Source organism: Streptomyces sp. BK239 (assembly GCF_004217285.1).
GTDB lineage: Bacteria > Actinomycetota > Actinomycetes > Streptomycetales > Streptomycetaceae > Streptomyces.
In genome coordinates, this window is the sequence record NZ_SHKS01000003.1 from 564,300 (window position 1) to 587,176 (window position 22,877).

Here is a 22,877-nt window from a genome sequence, read left to right on the forward strand (position 1 = left end):
CGGAACCGGGGGACCGCGGCCAGGGCGGCCGTGCGACAGGACGCAGAAGCCGGCTGTCCGCGAGGGGAAGCAGGCACCTTCCAACGGGCAGGTGCGCAGACCGACCGAAAGACGTGCGAGGCGAGGCACACCATGGACGCTCCGACCACCAGGTCGGCCGACGAGGACACGTCCGACGGCGAGGAGGGATGGTTCACGCCGCACAAGCAGCCTGATCCGCCCACCGAACCCGACCGGGCAGCCTCCGCCCCTCCCGAGCCTCCGAGGCCCACCGCCCCGCCCCACGGGCCTTCGCAACTGTCGGCTCCCGCCCGGCCCGGCGTCGCCTCATGGCCTCGGGTCCCCGCCGAACCCCCTGTGCCCAGTAGGAACGCTTCCTCGGACGGCGTCCTCATCCGCAGGACCATGGCCGAGGTGACCCCCGTGGCCGACGAGGTCACCTCGTACTTCTACGCGCTGCTCTTCGTCCGCCACCCCGAGCTGCGCTCGCTCTTCCCGCCCGCGATGGACGTTCAGCGGGACCGGCTGCTGAAGGCCCTGCTGATCACCGCCGAGCGCCTCGACAACACCCCGATGCTGGACGAGTACCTGCAGAACCTGGGCCGTGGTCACCGCAGGTACGGCACCCGCCCCGAGCACTACCCGGCCGTCGGCGAGTGCCTGATCGAGGCCCTCGGCGCCTACGCCGGCTCCGTCTGGGACGCCGAGACCGAGGCGGCCTGGGCCCGGACCTACACCAGGATCTCCCAAGCGATGATCGACGCGGCGGCCGCCGACGAACTGCGCGCCCCGCCCTGGTGGAACGCGGAGGTCGTCTCCCACGAGATGAGCACCCCGGACGTCGCCCTCCTCACTGTCCGGCCCGACCAGCCCTACCCGTTCCTCGCCGGGCAGTACGCGAGCCTGGAGACACCGTGGTGGCCGCGGATCTGGCGGCACTACTCCTTCGCCTCGGCCCCCCGCTCCGACGGACTGCTCACGTTCCACGTGAAAGCCGTCCCGGCGGGCTGGGTGTCCAACGCGCTGGTGCACCGCGCCCGCCCCGGCGACATCGTCCGGCTCGGCCCGCCCGCCGGCTCGATGACCGTCGACCACACCAATGACAGCGGACTGCTCTGCCTGGGCGGCGGCACAGGGATAGCGCCCGTCAAGGCGCTGGTCGAGGACGTCGCCGAACGCGGCGCACGCCGACCGGTCGAGGTCTTCTACGGCGCGCGCAGCGATCAGGACCTGTATGCGATCGAGACGTTGCTCGGGCTCCAGCAGTCCCACTCCTGGCTGCAGGTACACCCCGTGGTCGACGACTGGGACCGCCTTCTGCGACTCCCCGACGCCCTGCGCGACTTCGGCCCCTGGGCCGGATACGACGCCTACGTCTCCGGGCCGCCCGAACTGATACGCAAGGGAGTTGAGTCCCTGAGCGCCTCAGGCATCCCCGCGGAGCGCATACGTCACGACGCGGTCGAGGAACTCGCCGGCACCAGATCCTGACCCCTCGTCCCGGACGTCACCCCAGGTCCGGGGCGTGCATGGCACGGACGCCCTCGATGTTGCCGTCGAGGTAGTGCCGCAGGGACAGCGGGACGAGGTGGACGGAGGCGATCCCGACCCGGGTGAACGGCACACGGACGATCTCGTACTCACCGACGGGCTCGTCGACCTCCGGACCGTGCCGCAGGGCCGGGTCCATGGAGCCGAGCCGGCAGACGAAGAAATGCTGCACCTTCACGCCGGTCGCGCCGCCGTCCTCGCCGATGTGCTCGACGGTGTCGACGAAGCAGGGCACCACATCGGTGATCTTGGCGCCGAGCTCCTCGTGCACCTCCCGGTGCAGGGCCTCGACGACGGTCGCGTCCTCCGGCTCGACACCACCTCCGGGCGTGAGCCAGTAGGGATCCATGCCGGGCTTGGTGCGCTTGATCAGGATCAGGTCGTCACCGTCCAGCAGAACGGCGCGTGCGGTGCGCTTGACCACGGGTCGGACGGTCATGGGAGAAATGTGGCCCGGCTGGTTCCACGTGAAACATCCCGCATCGTCACCGGTCGAACCTTCACCGTGACGCCTGGCGGAACACGCTCAGCACCACTCGGCGGCCGCGCTCAGCAGCCAGTCGTGTGCCCGCGCTATGTGCGGCATCGCCAGGGTGCCACTGCGCACCACCAGGACGTATGTCCGGAGCGGCGGCACCGTGGGCTCGTGCAGTTCCACCAGATCACCGCGGGCCAGGTCTGCCGCGCAGAGATAGCGCGGCAGCACCGCCAGCCCCGCGCCCGCGACAGCGCACGCCAGCACCGCGCGCAGGTCGGGGACGATCACAGTCCCTGAGGCTGTGGGACGGGCGTCGAAGACGGAGGCCCAGTAGCGGCAGACGAGGGGGAGCGACTCGTGCACTTCGATCACCGGTAGGTGCTCCAGCGCGGCGGCGCCCTTGCGCTGCTGTTGCCGGGCACTGATCAGCTCGGCCCGGTCCGGAGCGGCGACCAGAACGTGCTCCTCGTCGCACAGCGGGGTCGCCGTGAGCAGGGTGCCGCGCGGCCGGACCGTACTGATCGCCATGTCGTGGTGCCCGGCGGCCAGCCCCTCCAGCACCTCCTCGGCGGTCCCGAACGAGGCGCGTAAGGAGAGGGAATGCCCCTCGTCGCCGGCCAGCTCGGTGAGAGCCGGGAGAGCCCGTGCGGCGGTGAACTCCGGAGGACCGGCGAGGTGCAGAGTCCGTGCCGCGGATTCGTCGTCGAGCCCGGTCTCGGTGATCTCCACCAAGGCGTCGAGGTGCGGGGCGGCCTTGTGCGCGAGCTCGTCGCCGATCGAGGTCGGGGTGACCCCGCGCGCCTGGCGCAGGAACAGAGGTCGCCCTAGCTGCCGTTCCAACGTGCGGATCTGGGAGGTGACGGCCGGCTGGGACAGCCCCAGCAGAGCGGCGGCACGCGTGAACGAACCGGCCCGGTGCACGGTCACGAAGGTGCGCAGCAAGGCCAGATCCATGGAGCGTGTTCTCCCTTCCCTGCCTTTCCCCCGGCCCGAGGCAGGGGCCAACTATAAATAAGTCGATAGGCCCCTGTCGCTACCGTGATTGGACACTGACACAGAGTCAACTAGCCTGGATCGGGCGGTTCTTCGCGCGTGGAGCCGCGGACGGTCCGAGCCACGAGGGGGGAGGTTCGGACCGTCCGGTGCGCCCAGCGGTCCACCGGACGAGGTCCGCCCATCCGTCATCGGCCCGACTCGTCCAGCGCCCGCAGCACATCCGCCACGAGGTCATCGGGATCCTCGGCGCCGACCGACAGCCGGATGAAGCCCTCCGGCACCGCGTCCCCGCCCCAGCGGCCCCGCCGCTCGGCCGTGGAACGCACCCCGCCGAAGCTGGTCGCGTCGTCCACGAGCCGCAGCGCGTCGAGGAAGCGCTCCGCACGCGCGCGCGTGGGCAACGTGAAGGACACCACGCATCCAAAGCGCCGCATCTGCCGCGAGGCGATCTCGTGGGACGGGTCGCCCGGCAGCCCCGGATACCGCAGTCCGCTCACCTCGCTTCTGCTCCGCAGCGCCTCGGCCACGGCCAGGGCGCCTGCGGTCTGCCGGTCGACGCGCATCTGCAGAGTGGCGATCGACCGGTGGGCGAGCCAGGCCTCCATCGGACCGGGAATCGCGCCGACGATCTTGCGCCAGCGGCGCACCGCCGACATCGGCTCACCGGCGCGCCCGGTGACGTGACCGAGGAGGACGTCGCCGTGCCCGGTGAGCTGCTTGGTGCCGCTGGCCACCGAGAAGTCGGCGCCCAGCTCCAGGGGACGCTGTCCCAGCGGCGTCGCCAGGGTGTTGTCCACCGCCACCAGAGCGCCACGCGTGTGTGCCGCCTCGACGAGCCGACGGATGTCGCACACGTCGAGCCCGGGGTTCGACGGCGACTCGATCCACAGCAGCTTCGCGCCGTCGAGGACGTCGAGTTGGGCGTCCCCGCCGGTGGGAGCGGTCCGCACCACGATCCCGTAGGCCTCCAGCTGGGCACGGACCAGGGGCAGCGCCTGGTAGCCGTCGCTCGGCAGCACGACGGTGTCGCCGGTGCGCAGCTGGGAGAAGAGGACCGCCGAGACCGCGGCCATGCCCGAGGCGAACGCGAGGGTCTCCACGTCGTCGTGTCCCGGCGCCTCGAGCTCACCGATGGCGCGCTCCAGATGCGTCCAGGTCGGGTTCTCGTCCCGGCCGTAGGTGTAAGGGCCGGTCGGCTCGCCCGGCAGGTGGAAGTGCGCGGCGAACACGGGGCCGGGCAGGGTCGGCTCGTACTTCACCGGGTCGGGCAGGCCGGCCCGCACCGCGCGTGTGCCCTCGCCGGCGTCCGCGGAGAAGCCCCCGGTCGCAGCGGAATCGCTCATGTCGCCCGTCCTTCCACAGCCTCGCGTACCGCGGCGAGCAGACCGACGCTCGCCTCCTCCACCATCTCAAGGCAGTCGTCGAAGCCGTCCGGGCCCCCGTAGTAGGGGTCGGGGACGTCGAGGTCGTCACCCGCCGAGGGAGCGTACGAACGCAGCAGACGGATCTTCCGGGCGTCCTCCGGGGTGGGAGCGAGGAGGCGCAGGGCCCTGAGGTGGCTGGAGTCCAGGGCGATCACCAGGTCGCGCCGGGCGAACCAGGACCGGTCGAAGACGCGGGCCGTGTGCGCGGTGGCGTAACCGCTTTTCCCGAGGACCGCGACGGTGCGCGGGTCGGCGTCCTCGCCCACGTGCCAGTCGCCCGTTCCGGCGCTGTCGATCTCGACGAGTCCGTCGAGTCCGGCCTCCGCGACGCGTGCGCGGAAGACGGACTCGGCCATCGGGGAGCGGCAGATGTTGCCGGTGCACACGAAGCAGACGCGGTATGTCATCGCGTGGTCAGTCCTTGTCGGGCAGGACGACGTTGAGCGCCCAGGAGACGACGGAGATGACCAGGCCGCCGAGCACGGCCGCCCAGAAACCATCGACGTGGAAACTGAGGTCGAGTTTGCCGGCCAGCCACGAGGTCAGCAGCAGCATCAACGCGTTGACCACGAGGGTTATCAGGCCGAGCGTGAGGACGAACAGCGGGAAGGTCAGCACCTTCACCAACGGCTTCACCAGGAAGTTGACGAGGCCGAAAAGCAGCGCCACCGCGATCAGGGTGCCGACCTTCTTGCCGGTGCTGTCGCCGGTCAGAGTGATCTTGTCGAGCAGCCAGACGGCGACCGCCAGGGCGCCCGCGTTGGCGATCGTCTTGACTACGAAATTCTTCATGTGTCTGATCGTGGCAGACGAGATCGGCGACGAGCGTGGGCGAGGGCGATGAAGGCATTCCGGCTGGACGAACTGGAGGCGGAGAGAGCCGCCAACGACGGCGCCTACCTGCAGTTCCTGCGGGAGCGGAACATGTCGGTCGGGCTGTACGCGCTCGATGCGGGAGCGAATGATCCACAGAACCCCCACAATCAGGACGAGGTGTACTTCGTCGTGAGCGGACGGGCCTCCCTGACGGTCGGGTTGGAGACCACCCAGGTGGCACGGGGCAGCGTGGTGTACGTGCCCGCCGGGGTCGCCCACAAGTTCCACCACATCAGCGAGGACCTGCGCGTTCTGGTCGTGTTCTCGCCGCCGGAGGGATGACCGTCTCCACCCCGCAGGGGATTCGGCGTCTCAGGGTTCCCTAGGGGGACGATCAGGGGAGGACAAGGGACGCGAGGCCTCCGTCGGCGTCCCTCGCGCCCTAGCATCGACGGCAGGACATCGAAGATCCGGCCCGTCGGGGCTCGGACATCCGACGAGACGAGGACGAGAGCGATGCGAGAGATCTTCGCGGGACTGCCGTGGTGGGTGAAGTGGGTGGCCGTGCCGGTCATCGCGCTGGTCGTGTTCGGCGGCCTGATAGCGAGCGTGGTCGGCTTCGTCATCGGACTGCTCTTCAAGCTGCTGGTGTTCGTGGCGCTGGTCGCCGGACTGGTCTACGTGGTGCGGAAGTTCACGTCGAGTTCCTCCTCGCGCGGCGACTGGTGAGCGGCGCGGACGGCCGGCGACGGTAACAGGAATCGCCTGTTACCTCGGCCGGGGGAAGTTTCCCCGACAGCCTGACTGTGAGCGGTGGCGGACGGTTAAAGTCCGGAACCCGACGCGGGGACGACCCCCGCGAGCGGCGTATCCCCCTCCCGTGTTCCCCCGCACGGACCGCCCCCTCGCGCTTCGGGAGTAACCCTTGGCCACGGTTGACACCGCATCAGCGGAACCGTACGGACCCCCCGCCCGGTCGCGTTCCGCGCCCCCGCTCCAGCGCCCGCCGGCCAGGGGCGTTCCCCAACAGCCGCATTCGGCGACCCTCATCAGCTCCGTCCAGCGCGCGATGCGTCTGCTGGAGTCCGTCGCCGAGCACGAGTGCGGCGCTCCGGCCAAACAGCTGGCCCGTGAGACCGGCCTCGCGCTTCCCACCGCCTACCACCTGTTGCGGACCCTCGTCCACGAGGGGTATCTGCGGCGTGACAAGGGGCTGTTCTTCCTGGGGGAGGCGGCTGTGCGGCTGGGTGCCAGCGGCGCGGCGCAGAAACGTCGCAGCACGGTGGTCGACACCCTCGCCCACTGGCGCGATTCGATCGGTGTGCCGGTCTACTACGCCGTCTACCGGGAGGGTGAGATCGAGGTCATGTGCGTCTCCGACACCCCGGGCAACCCGGCGGTCGAGGAGTGGGCCGACTTCCGCGAGACCGGGCACGCGCACGCCATCGGCCAGTGCCTGCTGTCCCAGTTGGACGAGGACTCACGCCGCGACCATCTGACCCGCTACCCCGTGCAGTCGATCACCCCGTACACCGTCCGTGACGATCACACGCTGATGCGGCGTCTGGCCCGGGTGCGGCGGATGGAGGCGGTCGTCGAGCGCCAGGAGTACGCGCTGGGCACGGTCTGCGCGGCGATCCCGATCACCGTGGGCACATCGGCGGCGACGATGGCGATCTCACTGCCCGCCCATCAGTCGGACCGGCTGCTCTCGGCGGCGCAGCAACTGCAGCGCGAGGTCGGACGCATGCTCGGGTCGCTCGCGCTCTCTATCAGTATCTGAAAACTCACTCCTTGTGATCTGTCGTGCACGTTCAGCAAGATGCCACCAGTGTCAGGGGTTGATTCCCAGCCATCTACGGCAATGACGGGGTAAGGCGATGCGCGAGTCCGTGCAGGCAGTACAGGCAGAGGTCATGATGAGCTTCCTCGTCTCCGAGGAGCTCTCGTTCCGTATCCCGGTCGAGCTGGGCTACGAGACCTGCGATCCCTACGCCGTGCGCCTCACCTTTCACCTGCCCGGTGATGCGCCGGTGACCTGGGCGTTCGGGAGGGAGCTGCTGATCGACGGGGTGGGCAGACCGTGCGGCGAGGGCGATGTGCGGGTCTCGCCCCTCGACCCCGGATCGCTCGCCGAGGTCCTGATCCGGCTTCAGGTGGGCGGCGACCAAGCGGTGTTCCGTTCTTCCACGGCTCCGCTCGTGGCCTTCCTCGACCGCACCGACAAGCTCGTCCCGCTGGGCCAGGAGGGCGCGCTCGCCGACTTCGACGCCCATCTCGACGAGGCTCTGGACCGGATCCTGGCGGAGGAACAGAGCGCCGGCTGAAGCGTCGCGCCGGGGAGGGCGACGGACGCTTCAGCGCGGGGAGGGGCTCTGCAGGAACGTTCACTCAGGGCGGTACGGGGCTTGGGCGCCGAAGGCCGCGTGAGGGACCCCGCCCGGAGGCGTACCGCCGGCGCGCCGATGACGGGGTCGGGCGATCGGCCCCGGTCAGCGCTTGCGGCGCCGGCCCTTGCCGCTCCGAGCAGCCGCGGGCGACGTTCCCCCGGCCGCGGTGGCCGCCCCTGAAGGCCTCGCGTCCGGGACCGCCTTGCCCACGGAAGCCGGCCCTGGCCGGTCGGCCGAGACAACGAGGGCCGCGAGCGCGGTCGTCACCGGGACAGAGGCGACCAGGCCGATCGAGCCCACCAGCGTGCGCACGATCTCCTCGGCGACCAGCTCACTGTTGGCGACCGTGCCGACGCTGCTCTGCGCGATCGAGAAGAGCAGCAGCAGCGGCAGCGCGGCACCGGCGTAGGCGAGCACGAGGGTGTTGACCACGGACGCGATGTGGTCACGGCCGATGCGGATGCCGGCCCGGTACAGCGCGCGCCAGCCCATGGACGGGTTGGCCTCGTGCAGTTCCCAGACCGCGGAGGTCTGTGTGACCGTCACGTCGTCCAGGACGCCGAGCGAACCGATGATGATGCCGGCGAGCAGCAGACCGCTCATGTCGATCGAGGGGTACAGGCCGTGGATCAGCCCGGTGTTGTCGTCCGTGTTGCCCGTCAGAGCGGCCCAGTCGACGAACCAGGACCCGAGCACGCCAATCAGCAGCAGGGAGATGAGCGTGCCGAGGACGGCCACGGAGGTGCGGGCCGACAGACCGTGGCACAGGTAGAGCGCGATCAGCATGATGGCGCTGGACCCGACCACCGCGACGGCCAGGGGGTTCGACCCCTGCAGGATGGCGGGTAGGACGAAGAAGTTGAGCACCAGGAAACTGATGGCCAGCGCGACCAGCGCCATGACGCCCCGCAGCCGCCCGACGACCACCACGGCGACCGCGAAGATCCCGGCGAGCAGTCCCATCGGCAGCTTGCGGTTGATGTCGGTGACCGAGTACTGCAAGTCCTTCGGCGCGGAGGGCTCGTAGGCGACCACGACCTTCTGCCCCTGTTCCAACTGCCGTGTCTGGTCCGGCTGGACGATCTCCGTGAACATACGGCCCTTGTCCTTGCCGGTGTCCACCCGGATCGTGGCCCGTTTGCAGGTTCCCTTCGCCTGCTGTTCGGCGGAGGAGCCCTCGGCCGTGGAGGTGTCTCCGGTCGGGGGCACGCCCGAGGCGTTCACCGAGGAACAGCTCAGGCTCTGGACCTTGGTGACCGTCGCCTGGTGGGTCTGCCGGTCGAAGCCCACCCCGGTGCGCTCGTGCGGTGGGGCGCCGCCGGGCCACAGCACGACGAGCCCGGCGAGCACGGCCACCGCGAACGGGATCAGGACGGCGGCGATGACCTTGCGCAGATGCCGGGAGACGGGGGCAGCCGGCCCGTGGCTGTGACTGTGCGAATGCCCATGCCCACCGCCCGGCCCGTGGCCGCCCGCACCGTGACCGCCCGCGCCATGATCACCTGGCCCGTGGCCGCCGGGGCCGTGATGGTCCCGCCGGTGGTCGTCTTGACGGTGACGGTCCCGTCCGCGGTCGTCGTCCGGTCCCGGCCCGCCGTCGTCCGGACGGCGAGGCTGTTCCGGTGGCGGATACGGAGGCTGGTGAGTCGTGGTCACCGACCGATCATCGCAAGAACCGCTGGGGCCCACTGTTCACCGCGCCACACATGCCGCTAGCGTGGAGGCACCTTTTGTACACGCGGGAGCTCGGAGCACCGGGCTGAGAGGGCGCTGACCTCTGTCTTCGCGATGTTTCACGTGGAACGTCACCAGCACGAGTGATGGGTCACACGAAACATCGGCAGACGGCAATCGCTGCGTCGACCGCTGAACCTGTTACCGGGTAATGCCGGCGTAGGGAGTAGGTCTCATGACCAACAAGGACGCACGCACGCCTGCCTCCACGCAGATCTCCACCGAGGTCTCCGTCGACGGGGAGGCCGGAAAGTCCATCGGCTGGCACAAGGCGTACGTCGAGGGCAGCCGCCCCGACCTGCGGGTACCGGTCCGCCAAGTGCACCTCACCAACGGCGACTCGGTCACGCTGTACGACACCTCCGGTCCGTACACCGATCCGCATGTCGACACCGATGTCCGCCGGGGGCTGCCTCCGCTGCGGGAGAACTGGATCATCGCCCGAGGCGACACCGAGGAGTACGCGGGCCGCCCCGTCCGCCCCGAGGACGACGGCGTCAAGCACACCTCGCCGCGCGGTGGTCTGCGCAACCTCGACGCGGTCTTCCCGGGACGGCCGCGGCTGCCGCGACGCGCCCGGACCGGCGAGGCGGCCACCCAACTCGCCTATGCCCGGCGAGGAGAGATCACGCCCGAGATGGAGTACGTGGCCATCCGGGAGAACGTGGCGCCGGAGGTCGTCCGCGAGGAGATCGCAGCGGGCCGCGCGGTGCTGCCCGCCAACGTCAACCACCCGGAGATCGAGCCGATGATCATCGGCAAGAGGTTCCTGGTGAAGGTCAACGCCAACATCGGCAACTCGGCGGTCACGTCCTCCATCGAGGAGGAGGTCGAGAAGATGACCTGGGCGACCCGGTGGGGTGCCGACACCGTCATGGACCTGTCGACCGGCCGGAACATCCACACCACCCGCGAGTGGGTGCTGCGCAACTCCCCCGTACCCATCGGCACGGTGCCGCTCTACCAGGCGCTGGAGAAGGTCGACGGCAAGGCCGAGGAACTGACCTGGGAGATCTACAAGGACACGGTCATCGAACAGGCCGAGCAGGGCGTGGACTACATGACCGTCCACGCGGGCGTCCGTCTCCCGTACGTCCCCCTGACGGCGAACCGCAAGACGGGGATCGTCTCCCGCGGCGGTTCGATCATGGCCGCGTGGTGCCTGGCCCACCACAAGGAATCGTTTCTGTACGAGAACTTCGAGGAACTCTGCGAGATCCTCGCGGCCTACGACGTCACGTACTCGCTGGGCGACGGTCTGCGTCCCGGCTCGATCGCGGACGCCAACGACGCCGCGCAGTTCGCGGAGTTGAGGACGCTCGGGGAACTCAACCGGATCGCGAAGCGTTTCCATGTACAGACGATGATCGAGGGCCCGGGCCACGTCCCGATGCACAAGATCAAGGAGAACATCGACCTTCAGCAGGAGATCTGTGATGAAGCTCCGTTCTATACGCTCGGCCCGCTGACGACGGACGTCGCCCCGGCGTACGACCACATCACGTCCGGCATCGGCGCCGCGATGATCGCCTGGTGGGGCACGGCCATGCTCTGCTACGTCACGCCCAAGGAGCACCTGGGCCTGCCCAACCGGGACGACGTCAAGACAGGCGTCATCACCTACAAGATCGCCGCCCATGCGGCCGACCTCGCCAAGGGGCACCCCGGAGCCCAGGAATGGGACGACGCCCTGTCCGACGCCCGTTTCGAGTTCCGCTGGGAGGACCAGTTCAACCTGGCCCTCGACCCGGACACGGCCCGTGAGTTCCACGACGAGACGCTGCCTGCGGAGCCGGCCAAGACGGCTCACTTCTGCTCGATGTGCGGGCCGAAGTTCTGTTCGATGAAGATCAGTCAGAGCATCACCGAGCGGTTCGGCGGTGGGTCGGCGGAGGGAGCGACACCGGAGGAGATAACGGAGGGGATGCTCCAGAAGTCGAAGGAGTTCGCGGCGAGCGGCAACCGGGTGTACCTCCCCATGGCGGACTGAGGCAGCACAGGCCGACCTAAGGGGCTTGCGCGCCGCAGGCCCCTTGCGCTCCCTTCGGGGCGCAAGCCGGAGGCCTATTCCGGCTGGTGCTCCGGGCCTCCGAAGTCCGGGCTGGTGTAGTCCGGGCTCGAGTAGCTCGGGCGCGGGCCGGCCGCGGGGCCGTCGTCGGGACTGGTGAAGCCCGGGCGGTCGTAACCGATCTTCGGCAGGCGGCTGCCGGGGGCCGGCGGGGCCGGTGCGGGATGCTCGGCGTCGGTCGCGCCGGGATCGGCGAGAGCCTCGCGCAGGAACGGCACGATGCCCCGTGCCAGCAGGGCTTCCCGCCAGGCCTCCTTGGCGCGGTCCACCTCCTCGCTGCGTTCGCCGTACGGGCCGGCCTCCAGGGAGGGCCGGTTGCGCAGGGCGGTGAGCAGGAGCCCGACGGTGGCGACGAGAATCGCGGCCGCGGCGACCGCGCCGAACGCCCACCCGACGTTGACCATGGCCTCGGCGGCCGTCGCTCCTGGATCGAGCATCCTGAGCACGTAGCCGACGAGCAGGAAGATCACCGCGGCGGTTCCGGCGAGCACGGGGGTGAGGACGGCCGCGATGGCGACGGCGCCCGCCCCGGCGGCCTCGGCCACCTGGGCCGCCTCGCCCACGGTGGCGAGCCCCAGCCCGCCCATGCCCGGCTCGCCGGCGTCCCGGCCGGCGGCGGAGGGCGCGGACGGGGAGGGGTGGCGCAGTTCCTCGCGGACCTTCACGTAGTGCTGGTACTCGGTCGCCGCGGCCGCCGTGATGAGGGCGGTGGCGTTGAGCGCCATGGTGCGCAGCTGCTCGGCGTTGAGCCGTTGGCCGACGGCGGTCAGTTCCGGGTGGTGTGGTGCGGAGCGCAGCGCCTCATCGAGGATCCGCTCGTACTCCTGGCGGTCCTCGCTGTGCAGGTGCTGCGGAACGCTGTTCATGTGCATCCCCCGATGCTCCGTAGGGCTTGGGGCTCGCATGCCAACGAGCCGTCGGGCAGAAACGGAGGGGAGCCTGCTACGGATGAACCGATGGTAGAGCGGCGACGGCCCGGGGTAACAGGGGGTTCGCGGAAATTGGCCCCTGGCCTGCGGTGCCGCGGCGGGCCCGGCGCGGGGTGCGCCGGGTCCCATGAACGGTCAGACGGTGAGCGGCAGTTGCTGGACCAGCAGCTTTCCGGCCATCGTCACTCCGCCGTCCATGGCGATGGCGAGCCCGTCGGCGTAGACGTGCGGTCCCTCGACGGCGGGCGCCGGGTCGTCGCCCTCCTCGGAGCCGACCTCGCCCAGCAGGTACGGGATGGGGCTGTGGCCGTGAACGACGCGGTGTCCGCCGTAGGTGTCGAGCAGGGAGCGGGCGGCGTCTGCTCCGCCCTCGTCGCGGAAGGCGAAGCGCTTGGTGAACTTGCGGAACAGGTCCCACACCTCGTCCGCGTCGTTGCGGGTGATCGTCTCGCGGATGGTGTCGTTGACCGCTTCGATCGAGTCGCCGTAGTCGAGGTAGGCGGTGGTGTCCGAGTGCACGAGCAGATGGCCGTCGACTTCCTCGACGGCGTCGAGGCGGGCCATCCACTGCAGGTGATGGTCCTGGAGGCGGTCCATGTCCGCCTTCTGGCCGCCGTTCAGCAGCCAGGCGGCCTGGAAGGTGGCGGTGCCCGCGCCGGAGTTGACGGGGGTGTCGCCGAACCGCTTGGCGCCGAGCAGCAGCAGCTCGTGGTTGCCCATGAGGGCCTTGCAGTAGCCGCCGGCCGCGGCCGCCTCCGCGGACAGCCGCATCACGAGGTCGATGACGCCGATGCCGTCCGGCCCGCGGTCGGTGAAGTCGCCGAGGAACCACAGCCGGGCGGTGCCCGCGCACCACTGGCCGGTCGCGTCGATCAGCCCCTTGTCCTCGAGCGCGGTCAGCAGCTCGTCGAGGTAGCCGTGCACGTCGCCGACGACGAACAGCGGGCCCTGGCGGGTGGCCTGCGGCGGCGCCTGGGCGGCGGCGGGGTCGACGGTCACCTGGACGGTGTCGCCCCGGTTGATGACCGGCAGGTCGCGCTGGGTGGGCGTGTAGCCGTCGGGGTGCTCGGCCGCGTCGTCGAGCGGCGGCGCGACGTTTCCGGGATGCGCGCTCTCGGCGTACGGGCCGGTCTCGTGCACGTACGCGGGCACACGGAAGTCGCGCAACGTCGCCGTACGCTCCACCTCGGGTCCCTGACCGGCCCCCTGAGTCATCAGACCCCTCCACCATCGCGCCGCATCTGCACCGCTTCGGACTGTCTGGTCGTAACGGCCCGCGGTGCCGTGCGCCCATCATAGGAATGCGGATCCTGTCGTGTGATGACCCAGGGGTGGTGAATCAGAGAGAGGTTCCGTTTCCCTGCGGCTTTCGCCCCGGTTGAGGTGGGATCGGCGGCCGCGCGCTCACACCGCGGACACCGTGACCACACCTCGTCGCACACGCCCTAGGTCTTCTCGGGCGCCCGGGGCGGACTCACCGTCGTCCGCGGTGGGCGGCGCTGGGACGAGGTGCGCACGATCAGTTCGGTCGGTATCACCTGTTCGACCGGGTGGTCGGATTCCACGCCCTCGATCGCGTCGATGAGGAGCTGGACGACCGCCGTACCGATGCGGCGCGGTTTCAGGGAGAGCGTGGTGATCGGCGGATCGGTGCCGGCGTAGACGGTGGACTCGCTGCAGCACACCAGGAGCAGGTCCTCGGGGACGCGCAGCCCGTAACGGCGGGCGGCGGCCAGCAGGTCGGTGCCGTTGGGGTCGAAGAGGCCGTAAACGGCGTCGGGGCGGTCGGGGCGGGCCAGCAGCCGGTCGGCGGCGACGGCGCCCGCGCACGGGTCGTGGGCGGGGTAGGCCTCGTAGACCGGGTCCTGTCCGACGCGTTCGCACCAGCGCAGGTAGGCGCTGGTCGACAGGTGGGTGTACGTGTCGGTGGAGGTGCCCGTGAGAAGGCCGATGCGGCGGGCGCCGGCGTCGGCGAGATGGTCGAGGAGGTCCAGGACGGCGGCCTCGTGGTCGTTGTCCACCCAGGCGGTGACCGGGAGCGTGCCGGCCGGGCGGCCGTCGGAGACGACGGGTAAGCCCTGCTTGACGAGTTCGCTGACCACGGGGTCCTGGTCGGAGGGGTCGATGACGACCGTGCCGTCCAGGGCCACGTTCGACCACACGTCGTGGCGCGAGGTCGCGGGCAGGATGACGAGCGCGTAGCCGCGGGCGAGGGCGGCCGAGGTGGCGGCGCGCGCCATCTCGGCGAAGTACGCGAACTCGGTGAAGGTGAAAGGTTCATCCCCGTACGTGGTGACGGTCAGGCCGATGAGGCCGGACCTGCCGGTGCGGAGGGTTCGGGCCGCGGCCGAGGGGCGGTAGCCCAGCCGGTCGGCGACTTCACGGACATGGCGTCGGGTGGCGTCGGGGAGCCTGCCCTTGCCGTTGAGGGCGTCGGAGACGGTCGTGATGGAGACTCCGGCGGCGGCGGCCACGTCCCTGATGCCCGCCCGGCCCGGCCGGCTGCCTCTGCGTGAGGTTTCCGCGCGGCTCACCTGGTGCTTCCCTGCTGCTGTCATGGCGAGCCGATAGTAGGGCCCATCGGGTGGGGTAGGGCGGACGCATATGCGCGCGTTGACAGGCACGTTTCTGCACGGTCGCCAGGGACCAATTGCCTTGTAAATGAAGGTAGTTGAGAGTCGGCGCACCGGGACGTGTGGTGCGCGCGCGGATGCGCCTGTTGAGGCACCGATGTCTCGAAGAGGTCTCAACTCACCTGCACGAGGGATGCGCGCCACGGCGCGAACCACCGGCGCGTAGATATATGTGAAGCGCGCCCCCGATTCGTACACCTTCGTACGTAGATGCGACTGCCGAGGGGCGCCGGCCTGGGATCGCGCCCGCCGGCCGGCGAACGCGGGTCGGCCACCAGGGCTCCCGCACCTGTTCGCAAGCGGGCTCAATCCTCATAAGGTGAGCAGTATTGAAGCCGGTGGTGGTCATGAGGAGGACTGCGGTGAGCGAGACGAGCCCCAAGCTGCGCGCCGAGCTGGAGGGTATCCCCACCTACAAGCCGGGCAAGCCGGCCGCGCCCGGCGGTCCCGTGGCCTACAAGCTGTCCTCCAACGAGAACCCCTACCCGCCGCTGCCCGGTGTGCTGGAGAGCGTCTCGGCCGCCGTCGCGTCCTTCAACCGCTACCCGGACATGGCCTGTACGGGGCTGGTGAACGAGATCGCCGAGCGTTTCGGCGTGCCCGCCTCGCACGTCGCCACCGGCACCGGATCGGTGGGCGTCGCCCAGCAGCTGGTGCAGTCGACCGCAGGGCCCGGCGACGAGGTCATCTACGCCTGGCGTTCCTTCGAGGCGTACCCGATCATCACGCGGATCAGCGGCGCCACGCCGGTGCAGGTGCCGCTCACGCAGGGCGATGTGCACGACCTGGACGCCATGGCGGACGCGATCACCGAGCGGACCCGGCTGATCTTCGTCTGCAACCCCAACAACCCCACCGGAACCGTCGTGAAGCGGGCCGAGCTGGAGCGATTCCTCGACCGGGTGCCGGCTGACGTGCTGGTCGTCCTGGACGAGGCCTACCGCGAGTTCATCCGCGACCCCGAGGTGCCGGACGGCTGTGAGCTGTACCGCGAGCGGCCGAACGTGTGCGTCCTGCGGACGTTCTCCAAGGCGTACGGGCTCGCTGGTCTGCGGGTGGGTTTCGCGATCGCCCATGAGCCGGTGGCGGCGGCGCTGCGCAAGACGGCGGTGCCGTTCGGAGTGAGCCAGCTCGCCCAGGAAGCCGCGATCGCGTCGTTGCGGGCTGAGGACGAGCTGTTCGGGAGGGTCGGCTCGCTGGTGTGCGAGCGCACCCGGGTGCTGGAGGGGCTGCGTGCGCAGGGCTGGACGGTGCCCGAGACCCAGGCGAACTTCGTGTGGCTGCGGCTGGGTGAGCGCACCGTCGACTTCGCGGCGGCGTGCGAGCAGGCCGGCGTGGTGATCCGGCCGTTCCCGGGTGAGGGCGTGCGCGTGACGATCGGGGAGACCGAGGCGAACGACATCCTCCTCAAGGCCGCGGAGGGCTTCCGCAAGGACATGTAGGCACGGCCGCGAGCGGGTCGGCCACCGTCGGGGCGCCTTGGTTTCACGTGGAACCGAGGCGCCCTTTCGCATGCCGTGGGGGAGCGTGCTGCCGGGATGTGGACAAGCGTCCGCGCGCGCCCAGACAGCCCTTTGTTGCTGGTCAGAGACCTGAAGCGGCGTTTGGGGACCCCGCCGTACGGGTGTCGAACGGGTATGCGTCATAATTGCTTGTGAATGTGAACGCTTTCACAAGCGTGGAGTTAGGAGCGGTGACGTGGACCTGGCGTTGGCGCCGGAGACCCTGGCGCGCTGGCAGTTCGGCATCACGACCGTCTACCACTTTCTGTTCGTACCCCTGACGATCTCGCTGGCCGCTCTCACAGCCGGCCTGCAGACCGCCTGGGTGCGCACGGAGAAGGAGAAATACCTCAAGGCGACAAAGTTCTGGGGCAAGCTCTTCCTGATCAACATCGCGATGGGTGTCGTCACCGGCATCGTGCAGGAGTTCCAGTTCGGCATGAACTGGTCCGACTACTCGCGGTTCGTCGGCGACGTCTTCGGCGCCCCGCTCGCCTTCGAGGCGCTCATCGCCTTCTTCTTCGAGTCGACCTTCATCGGCCTGTGGATCTTCGGCTGGGACAAGTTGCCCAAGAGGATCCACCTGGCCTGCATCTGGATGGTCTCGATCGGCACCGTCCTGTCGGCCTACTTCATCCTCGCGGCCAACTCCTGGATGCAGCACCCGGTCGGCTACCGGATCAACGAGGCGAAAGGCCGGGCCGAGCTCACCGACTTCTGGCTCGTGCTGACCCAGAACACCGCCCTCGCCCAGGCCTTCCACACCCTCTCGGCGGCCTTCCTCACCGGCGGCGCGTTCATGGTGGGCATCTCCGCCTTCCATCTGCTGCGCAAGAAGCACATCCGGGAGATGAAGACCTCGCTGCGGCTCGGCCTGGTCACCGTGGCCGTCGGCGGCCTGCTCACCGCGGTCAGCGGCGATGTGCTCGGCAAGATCATGTTCGAGCAGCAGCCGATGAAGATGGCCGCGGCCGAGGCCCTGTGGGACGGCGAGGCACCCGCGCCGTTCTCCGTCTTCGCCTACGGCGATGTCGACAAGGGCCACAACAAGGTCGCCGTCGAGATCCCCGGTCTGCTGTCCTTCCTCGCCAACGACGACTTCAGCTCGTACGTGCCGGGCATCAACGACGTCAACAAGGCCGAGCAGGAGAAGTTCGGCCCCGGCGACTACCGGCCCAACATCCCGGTCGCCTACTGGGGCTTCCGCTGGATGATCGGTTTCGGCATGACGTCCTTCGCCGTCGGTGCGGCCGGGCTGTGGCTGACCCGCAAGAAGTTCATGCTGCCGCAGCACCTGCGGGTCGGCGACGACGAGGTGCCGCACGTGGTGCTCTTCCGGAACGAGGCGCTCAGCCCCAAGCTCACCAAGCTGTACTGGCTCGCGGCGATCTGGACCCTGGGCTTCCCACTGATCGCCAACTCGTGGGGCTGGATCTTCACCGAGATGGGCCGCCAGCCGTGGGTCGTCTACGGCGTCCTGCGCACCCGGGACGCGGTCTCCCCCGGTGTGTCCCAGGGCGAGGTCCTCACCTCGATGATCGTCTTCACCGCTCTGTACGCGATCCTCGCCGTGGTCGAGGTCAAGCTGCTGGTGAAGTACGTGAAGGCCGGTCCGCCCGAGCTCACCGAGACCGACCTCAATCCGCCCACGAAGATCGGCGGCGACTCCCCTGACGCCGACAAGCCGATGGCCTTCTCGTACTAGGCCGAGGGAGCTGCACAGTCATGGAACTGCACGACGTCTGGTTCGTCCTGATCGCCGTCCTGTGGATCGGCTACTTCTTCCTGGAGGGCTTCGACTTCGGGGTCGGCGTCCTCACCAAGCTGCTCGCCCGTAACCGGCCCGAGAAGCGGGTGCTCATCAACACCATCGGGCCGGTCTGGGACGGCAACGAGGTGTGGCTGCTCTCGGCGGGCGGCGCGACCTTCGCCGCCTTCCCGGAGTGGTACGCCACGCTCTTCTCCGGGTTCTATCTGCCGCTGCTGCTCATCCTGGTCTGTCTGATCGTCCGGGGCGTCGCCTTCGAGTACCGGGCCAAGCGGCCCGAGGAGAACTGGCAGCGCAACTGGGAGAACGCGATCTTCTGGACCTCACTGCTGCCCGCGTTCCTGTGGGGTGTGGCCTTCGGCAACATCGTCCACGGCGTGAAGCTCGACCGGAACTTCGAGTACGTCGGCAGCCTGTGGGAACTGCTCAACCCGTACGCGCTGCTCGGCGGTCTGGTGACCCTCACCCTGTTCACCTTCCACGGAGCGGTGTTCACGGCGCTCAAGACCGTCGGCGAGATCCGGGAGCGGGCCCGCAAGCTGGCCTCCAAGGTCGGTCTGGCGACCGCCGTCCTCGCGCTGCTCTTCCTGCTGTGGACGCAGATCGACAGCGGTGACGCCAAGAGCCTGGTGGCGATGGGCGTGGCGGTGGCCGCTCTGGTCGCGGCGCTCGTGGCGAACCAGGCAGGGCGCGAAGGGTGGTCGTTCGCGCTGTCCGGAGTCACCATCGTGGCTGCCGTGGCCATGCTGTTCCTGACGCTCTTCCCGAACGTCATGCCGTCCACCCTCAACGAGGAATGGAGCCTCACGGTGACCAACGCCTCGTCGAGCCCGTACACGCTGAAGATCATGACCTGGTGCGCGGTCATCGCCACCCCGATCGTGATGCTCTACCAGGGCTGGACGTACTGGGTGTTCCGCAAGCGGATCGGTACGCAGCACATCGCCGAGTCGGCGCACTGAGTCCGAGCCGGGGCGTGTTTCACGTGGAACACGCCCCTTGAGAGGGTGTGTTTCACGTGAAACCGATCGACCCGCGCCTGCTCCGCTACGCCCGCGCCACTCGCCTCTTCCTGGTGGCGGTCGTCGCACTGGGCGTCGTCGGAGCGACGCTGGTCATCGCCCAGGCGATGCTCATCGCCGAGGTGGTGGTCGGCGCGTTCCAGCACGGATCGTCGATCACCCAACTTCGAACTCCTCTGGTGTCGTTGGCAGCCGTGGCGGTCGGCCGGGCACTGGTTGCCTGGCTCACCGAACTCTCGGCGCACCGTGCGAGCGCCGCCGTGAAGTCGGAGCTGCGGGGACGTCTGTTGGGGCGGGCGACCCTGCTCGGCCCCGGCTGGCTCAGCGGACAGCGCACCGGCTCACTCGTCGCCCTCGCCACGCGGGGGGTTGACGCCCTCGACGACTACTTCTCGCGCTATTTGCCGCAGTTGGGCCTCGCGATCGTCGTGCCGGTGGCGGTGCTGGCGCGGATCGTCACCGAGGACTGGGTGTCCGCCGCGATCATCGTGGGCACGCTGCCGCTCATCCCGGTGTTCATGGTGCTGATCGGCTGGGCGACACAGGCGCGGATGGACCGTCAGTGGCGGCTCCTGTCCAGGCTGTCCGGGCACTTCCTCGACGTCGTCGCGGGACTTCCCACGCTGAAGGTGTTCGGTCGGGCCAAGGCCCAGGCCGAGTCGATCCGGCGCATCACCGGCGAGTACCGGCGAGCCACTCTGCGGACGTTGCGGATCGCCTTCATCTCGTCGTTCGCCCTGGAGCTGCTGTCGACGCTGTCGGTGGCCCTGGTCGCCGTGACCATCGGCATGCGGCTCGTCCACGGCGAGATGGACCTTTACATCGGCCTGGTCATCCTGGTGCTCGCGCCGGAGGCCTATCTGCCGTTGCGGCAGGTGGGAGCGCAGTACCACGCTGCTGCCGAGGGACTCGCGGCCGCCGAGGAGATCTTCGAGGTGTTGCAGACCCCGCTCCCGGTGTCGGGCACGAGCGCGGCGCCGGCGGGTGCTATCGCCTTCGACGCCGTGACGATCCGTCATCCCGGACGGTCCGTCGCCGCGGTGTCCGGGGTGTCCTTCACCGCCGGGCCCGGCGAGACGGTCGCCCTCGTCGGCGCGAGCGGCGCGGGCAAGTCGACCCTGCTGCAAGCCCTGCTGGGCTTCGTCCGGCCCACGGAAGGCCGGATCCGGGTCGGGGGAACCGATCTCGCGGACATCGACCTGGAGCAGTGGCGGTCCCGGATCGCCTGGGTGCCGCAGCACCCGCACCTGTACGCCGGGACGATCGCCGAGAACGTACGGCTGGCGCGCCCCGACGCCGACGACGCGGCCGTGCGCCGGGCGCTGGCCGACGCGGGCGCCTTGGAGTACGTGGACGCGCTGCCCGAGGGGGAGCGGACGGTGCTCGGTGAGGCCGGCTCCGGACTCTCCGCCGGCCAGCGCCAGCGGCTCGCGCTGGCCCGGGCGTTCCTCGCCGACCGGCCCGTCCTGCTGCTCGACGAGCCGACGGCCGCGCTCGACGGGCAGACCGAGGCGGAGGTCGTGACGGCCGTGCGGCGGCTGGCGACCGGGCGGACGGTGCTGCTCGTCGTGCACCGGCCGGCGCTGCTGGCCGTGGCGGACCGGGTGGTGCGCCTGGACGCGGCGGAGCCGGTCACGGGGCCGGTACGGACCGCGGCGGTCCGCCGGGTGGACGACCTGCCCGAAGGCCGCGAAGCGGAGCCGCGGCCCACCGAGGCGGCCGAGCCCGACGGCCGGCTCACCTCGAGCGGGGGCGCGGTCCTCGCGCGGGTCCGGGCCATGGCGGGCGCAAGGCGCGGCCGGCTGGCTCTCGCGCTGCTGCTCGGCAGTCTCGCTCTCGGCAGCGCGGTCGGACTCATGGCCACCTCCGGGTGGCTCATCTCCCGGGCCTCCCAGCAGCCGCCGGTGCTGTATCTGATGGTCGCGGTCACGGCGACGCGAGCCTTCGGAATCGGGCGGGCGGTGTTCCGGTACGCGGAGCGGCTCGTCTCGCACGACGCCGTGCTCCGGATGCTCGCCGACACCCGGGTCGCGGTGTACCGGCGGCTGGAGCGGCTGGCGCCCGCGGGGCTGCGCGCCACGCGCCGGGGGGACCTGCTGTCCCGGCTCGTCGCCGATGTGGACGCACTGCAGGACTACTGGCTCCGCTGGTTGCTGCCCGCCGGCGCGGCCGCCGTCGTCTCGGCCGGGTCCGTCGCCTTCACGGCGTGGCTGCTGCCCGAGGCCGGCGCCGTCCTCGCGGCGGGTCTGCTCGCCGCCGGAGTGGCCGTCCCGCTGGTCACCGCGGCCGTGGCGCGCCGAGCCGAGCGCCGGCTAGCCCCGGCCCGCGGCGAACTCGCCACCCGCGCGGCCGACCTCCTCACCGGCACCGCCGAACTGGCCGTCGCCGGCGCCCTGCCGGCCCGGACGGCCGAGGTGCGTGCGGCGGACTCGGTGCTCACGCGGATCGCCTCACGCGCCGCCACCGCCACGGCCCTCGGGGCCGGACTGACCGCGCTCGTGTCCGGACTGACCGTCGCCGCCTCCGCGCTCGTCGGTGCGCAGGCCGTGGGCGCGGGGCGGCTGAGCGGCGTGGCCATGGCCGTCGTCGTCCTCACCCCGTTGGCCGCCTTCGAGGCCGTCCTCGGGCTGCCGACGGCCGTCCAGTACCGCCAGCGGGCGCTCAGGAGCGCGGATCGGGTCTTCGAGGTGCTGGACTCCCCCGAGCCGGTGCGGGAACCGGAGCGGCCCCGGCAGGCGCCCACGTCGCCGTTCCCGATCGTCGTCCAAGGGCTGCACGCCCGGCACGCCGGGCAGGACCGGGACGCCCTCGCCGGGGTCGACCTGACCATGGACCAAGGACGCCGAATCGCTGTCGTGGGCGCCTCCGGTTCCGGCAAGACGACGCTCGCCCAGGTTCTGCTGCGGTTCCTCGACGCGGACACGGGCGTGTACACGCTCGGCGGCGTCGACGCCTGGGCCCTGGACGGCGACGACGTGCGACGGCTCGTCGGACTGTGCGCGCAGGACGCGCATCTCTTCGACAGCTCGGTCCGCGAGAACCTGCTGCTGGCGAGGAAGGACGCGAGCGAGGACCGGCTGCGGGACGCGCTGGGGCGGGCCCGGCTGCTGGAGTGGACCGACAGCCTGCCCGACGGTCTCGACACGCTCGTCGGCGAGCACGGGGCCAAGCTCTCCGGCGGGCAGCGGCAGCGGCTCGCGCTCGCCCGCGCTCTCCTCGCCGACTTCCCCGTGCTGGTGCTCGACGAGCCCGCGGAACACCTCGACCTGGCCACATCCGACGCCCTCACCGCGGACCTGCTGGCCGCCACCGAGGGGCGGACGACGCTGCTCATCACGCACCGGCTGGCCGGACTGGACGCCGTGGACGAGGTGATCGTCCTGGACGAGGGACACGTGGTGCAGCGAGGCGCGTATGCGGATCTGGCCGCCGAGGTGGGGCCGTTGCGCACGATGATCGAGCGGGAGACGGCGGCGCAGACGCCGGCGGGTGTGCGGTAGCGGGCCCGCTCACCACGCGGCTGGGCCGTTCGTGCTGCCCGGTCCCCCGGGCGTACGACGTGAACA

19 protein-coding genes and 1 riboswitch are annotated in these 22,877 nt (G+C 70.2%); of the genes, 10 read left to right on the forward strand and 9 right to left on the reverse strand.

From position 1 onward, the window contains the following. Positions 1 to 132 precede the first annotated feature (132 nt). Positions 133 to 1,491, forward strand: a complete 1,359-nt coding sequence (locus EV567_RS12550; protein WP_130439209.1) for a globin domain-containing protein — start codon at positions 133 to 135, stop codon at positions 1,489 to 1,491. A gap of 16 nt (positions 1,492 to 1,507) precedes the next feature. On the opposite strand, the gene EV567_RS12555 is transcribed toward EV567_RS12550, so the two are convergent. The 5 genes from EV567_RS12555 to EV567_RS12575 form a co-directional block, all read right to left on the reverse strand. Continuing rightward, on the reverse strand, positions 1,508 to 1,990 hold the full coding sequence (locus tag EV567_RS12555) for an NUDIX domain-containing protein (protein WP_130439211.1): 483 nt from the start codon (positions 1,988 to 1,990) through the stop codon (positions 1,508 to 1,510). An 87-nt stretch (positions 1,991 to 2,077) separates the two neighbouring features. After that, entirely contained in the window at positions 2,078 to 2,983 is a 906-nt protein-coding gene (locus tag EV567_RS12560) for a LysR family transcriptional regulator (protein ID WP_130439213.1), read from the reverse strand. Between the two features lie 227 nt (positions 2,984 to 3,210). After that, positions 3,211 to 4,368, reverse strand: a complete 1,158-nt coding sequence (locus tag EV567_RS12565; RefSeq protein WP_130439215.1) for a cystathionine gamma-lyase — start codon at positions 4,366 to 4,368, stop codon at positions 3,211 to 3,213. Beyond that, on the reverse strand, positions 4,365 to 4,856 hold the full coding sequence (locus EV567_RS12570; protein ID WP_130439217.1) for a low molecular weight protein-tyrosine-phosphatase: 492 nt from the start codon (positions 4,854 to 4,856) through the stop codon (positions 4,365 to 4,367). The genes EV567_RS12565 and EV567_RS12570 overlap by 4 nt, the downstream gene beginning before the upstream one ends. A 7-nt stretch (positions 4,857 to 4,863) precedes the next feature. Then, positions 4,864 to 5,241, reverse strand: coding sequence for a phage holin family protein (locus tag EV567_RS12575; protein WP_130439219.1), 378 nt, complete (start codon positions 5,239 to 5,241; stop codon positions 4,864 to 4,866). A 48-nt stretch (positions 5,242 to 5,289) separates the two neighbouring features. On the opposite strand from EV567_RS12575, the gene EV567_RS12580 reads away from it, so the two are divergent. From EV567_RS12580 to EV567_RS12595, 4 genes are all read left to right on the forward strand, one after another. Beyond that, positions 5,290 to 5,607: a cupin domain-containing protein gene (locus tag EV567_RS12580; RefSeq protein ID WP_130439221.1), complete on the forward strand. Its 318-nt coding sequence runs from the start codon at positions 5,290 to 5,292 to the stop codon at positions 5,605 to 5,607. A 174-nt stretch (positions 5,608 to 5,781) separates the two neighbouring features. Then, the gene (locus tag EV567_RS12585; RefSeq protein WP_130439223.1) at positions 5,782 to 5,994 is read left to right on the forward strand and encodes a DUF5326 family protein; all 213 of its coding nucleotides are present in this window, start codon (positions 5,782 to 5,784) and stop codon (positions 5,992 to 5,994) included. Between the two features lie 196 nt (positions 5,995 to 6,190). Next, positions 6,191 to 7,048, forward strand: coding sequence for an IclR family transcriptional regulator (locus EV567_RS12590; RefSeq protein ID WP_207228750.1), 858 nt, complete (start codon positions 6,191 to 6,193; stop codon positions 7,046 to 7,048). A gap of 97 nt (positions 7,049 to 7,145) precedes the next feature. Then, entirely contained in the window at positions 7,146 to 7,592 is a 447-nt protein-coding gene (locus EV567_RS12595) for an SsgA family sporulation/cell division regulator (protein ID WP_130439227.1), read from the forward strand. Positions 7,593 to 7,757: 165 nt separating this feature from the next. On the opposite strand, the gene EV567_RS12600 is transcribed toward EV567_RS12595, so the two are convergent. Beyond that, the gene (locus EV567_RS12600; protein ID WP_130439229.1) at positions 7,758 to 9,311 is read right to left on the reverse strand and encodes a YibE/F family protein; all 1,554 of its coding nucleotides are present in this window, start codon (positions 9,309 to 9,311) and stop codon (positions 7,758 to 7,760) included. Positions 9,312 to 9,383: 72 nt separating this feature from the next. Further along, positions 9,384 to 9,572, forward strand: a riboswitch (TPP riboswitch). Between EV567_RS12600 and thiC the strand changes: the two genes are divergently transcribed. After that, positions 9,565 to 11,379 carry a phosphomethylpyrimidine synthase ThiC gene (gene thiC, locus EV567_RS12605; protein ID WP_130439231.1) on the forward strand — a complete coding sequence of 605 codons (1,815 nt, stop codon included), beginning with the start codon at positions 9,565 to 9,567 and terminating at the stop codon, positions 11,377 to 11,379. Its footprint overlaps the riboswitch before it by 8 nt. Positions 11,380 to 11,453: 74 nt before the next feature. On the opposite strand, the gene EV567_RS12610 is transcribed toward thiC, so the two are convergent. The 3 genes from EV567_RS12610 to EV567_RS12620 all read right to left on the reverse strand — a co-directional run bounded on the left by EV567_RS12610 (position 11,454) and on the right by EV567_RS12620 (position 14,944). Beyond that, a complete protein-coding gene (locus tag EV567_RS12610) occupies positions 11,454 to 12,329 on the reverse strand; it encodes a hypothetical protein (protein ID WP_130439233.1) in 876 nt (291 codons plus the stop codon). Between the two features lie 192 nt (positions 12,330 to 12,521). Continuing rightward, on the reverse strand, positions 12,522 to 13,601 hold the full coding sequence (locus tag EV567_RS12615; RefSeq protein ID WP_130439235.1) for a metallophosphoesterase: 1,080 nt from the start codon (positions 13,599 to 13,601) through the stop codon (positions 12,522 to 12,524). Between the two features lie 230 nt (positions 13,602 to 13,831). Further along, positions 13,832 to 14,944 carry a LacI family DNA-binding transcriptional regulator gene (locus EV567_RS12620; protein ID WP_130439237.1) on the reverse strand — a complete coding sequence of 371 codons (1,113 nt, stop codon included), beginning with the start codon at positions 14,942 to 14,944 and terminating at the stop codon, positions 13,832 to 13,834. A 437-nt stretch (positions 14,945 to 15,381) separates the two neighbouring features. Between EV567_RS12620 and hisC the strand changes: the two genes are divergently transcribed. The 4 genes from hisC (at position 15,382) to cydD (ending at position 22,811) form a co-directional block, all read left to right on the forward strand. Further along, positions 15,382 to 16,461, forward strand: a complete 1,080-nt coding sequence (hisC, locus tag EV567_RS12625) for a histidinol-phosphate transaminase (protein WP_130439239.1) — start codon at positions 15,382 to 15,384, stop codon at positions 16,459 to 16,461. Between the two features lie 256 nt (positions 16,462 to 16,717). Then, a complete protein-coding gene (locus tag EV567_RS12630) occupies positions 16,718 to 18,226 on the forward strand; it encodes a cytochrome ubiquinol oxidase subunit I (protein ID WP_130439241.1) in 1,509 nt (502 codons plus the stop codon). Between the two features lie 20 nt (positions 18,227 to 18,246). Continuing rightward, positions 18,247 to 19,251 carry a cytochrome d ubiquinol oxidase subunit II gene (gene cydB, locus EV567_RS12635; RefSeq protein WP_130439243.1) on the forward strand — a complete coding sequence of 335 codons (1,005 nt, stop codon included), beginning with the start codon at positions 18,247 to 18,249 and terminating at the stop codon, positions 19,249 to 19,251. 56 nt (positions 19,252 to 19,307) lie between these two features. Then, positions 19,308 to 22,811 (forward strand): thiol reductant ABC exporter subunit CydD, encoded by a 3,504-nt coding sequence (cydD, locus tag EV567_RS12640; RefSeq protein WP_130439245.1) that lies wholly within the window; start codon positions 19,308 to 19,310, stop codon positions 22,809 to 22,811. The last annotated feature ends 66 nt before the right edge of the window (positions 22,812 to 22,877 follow it).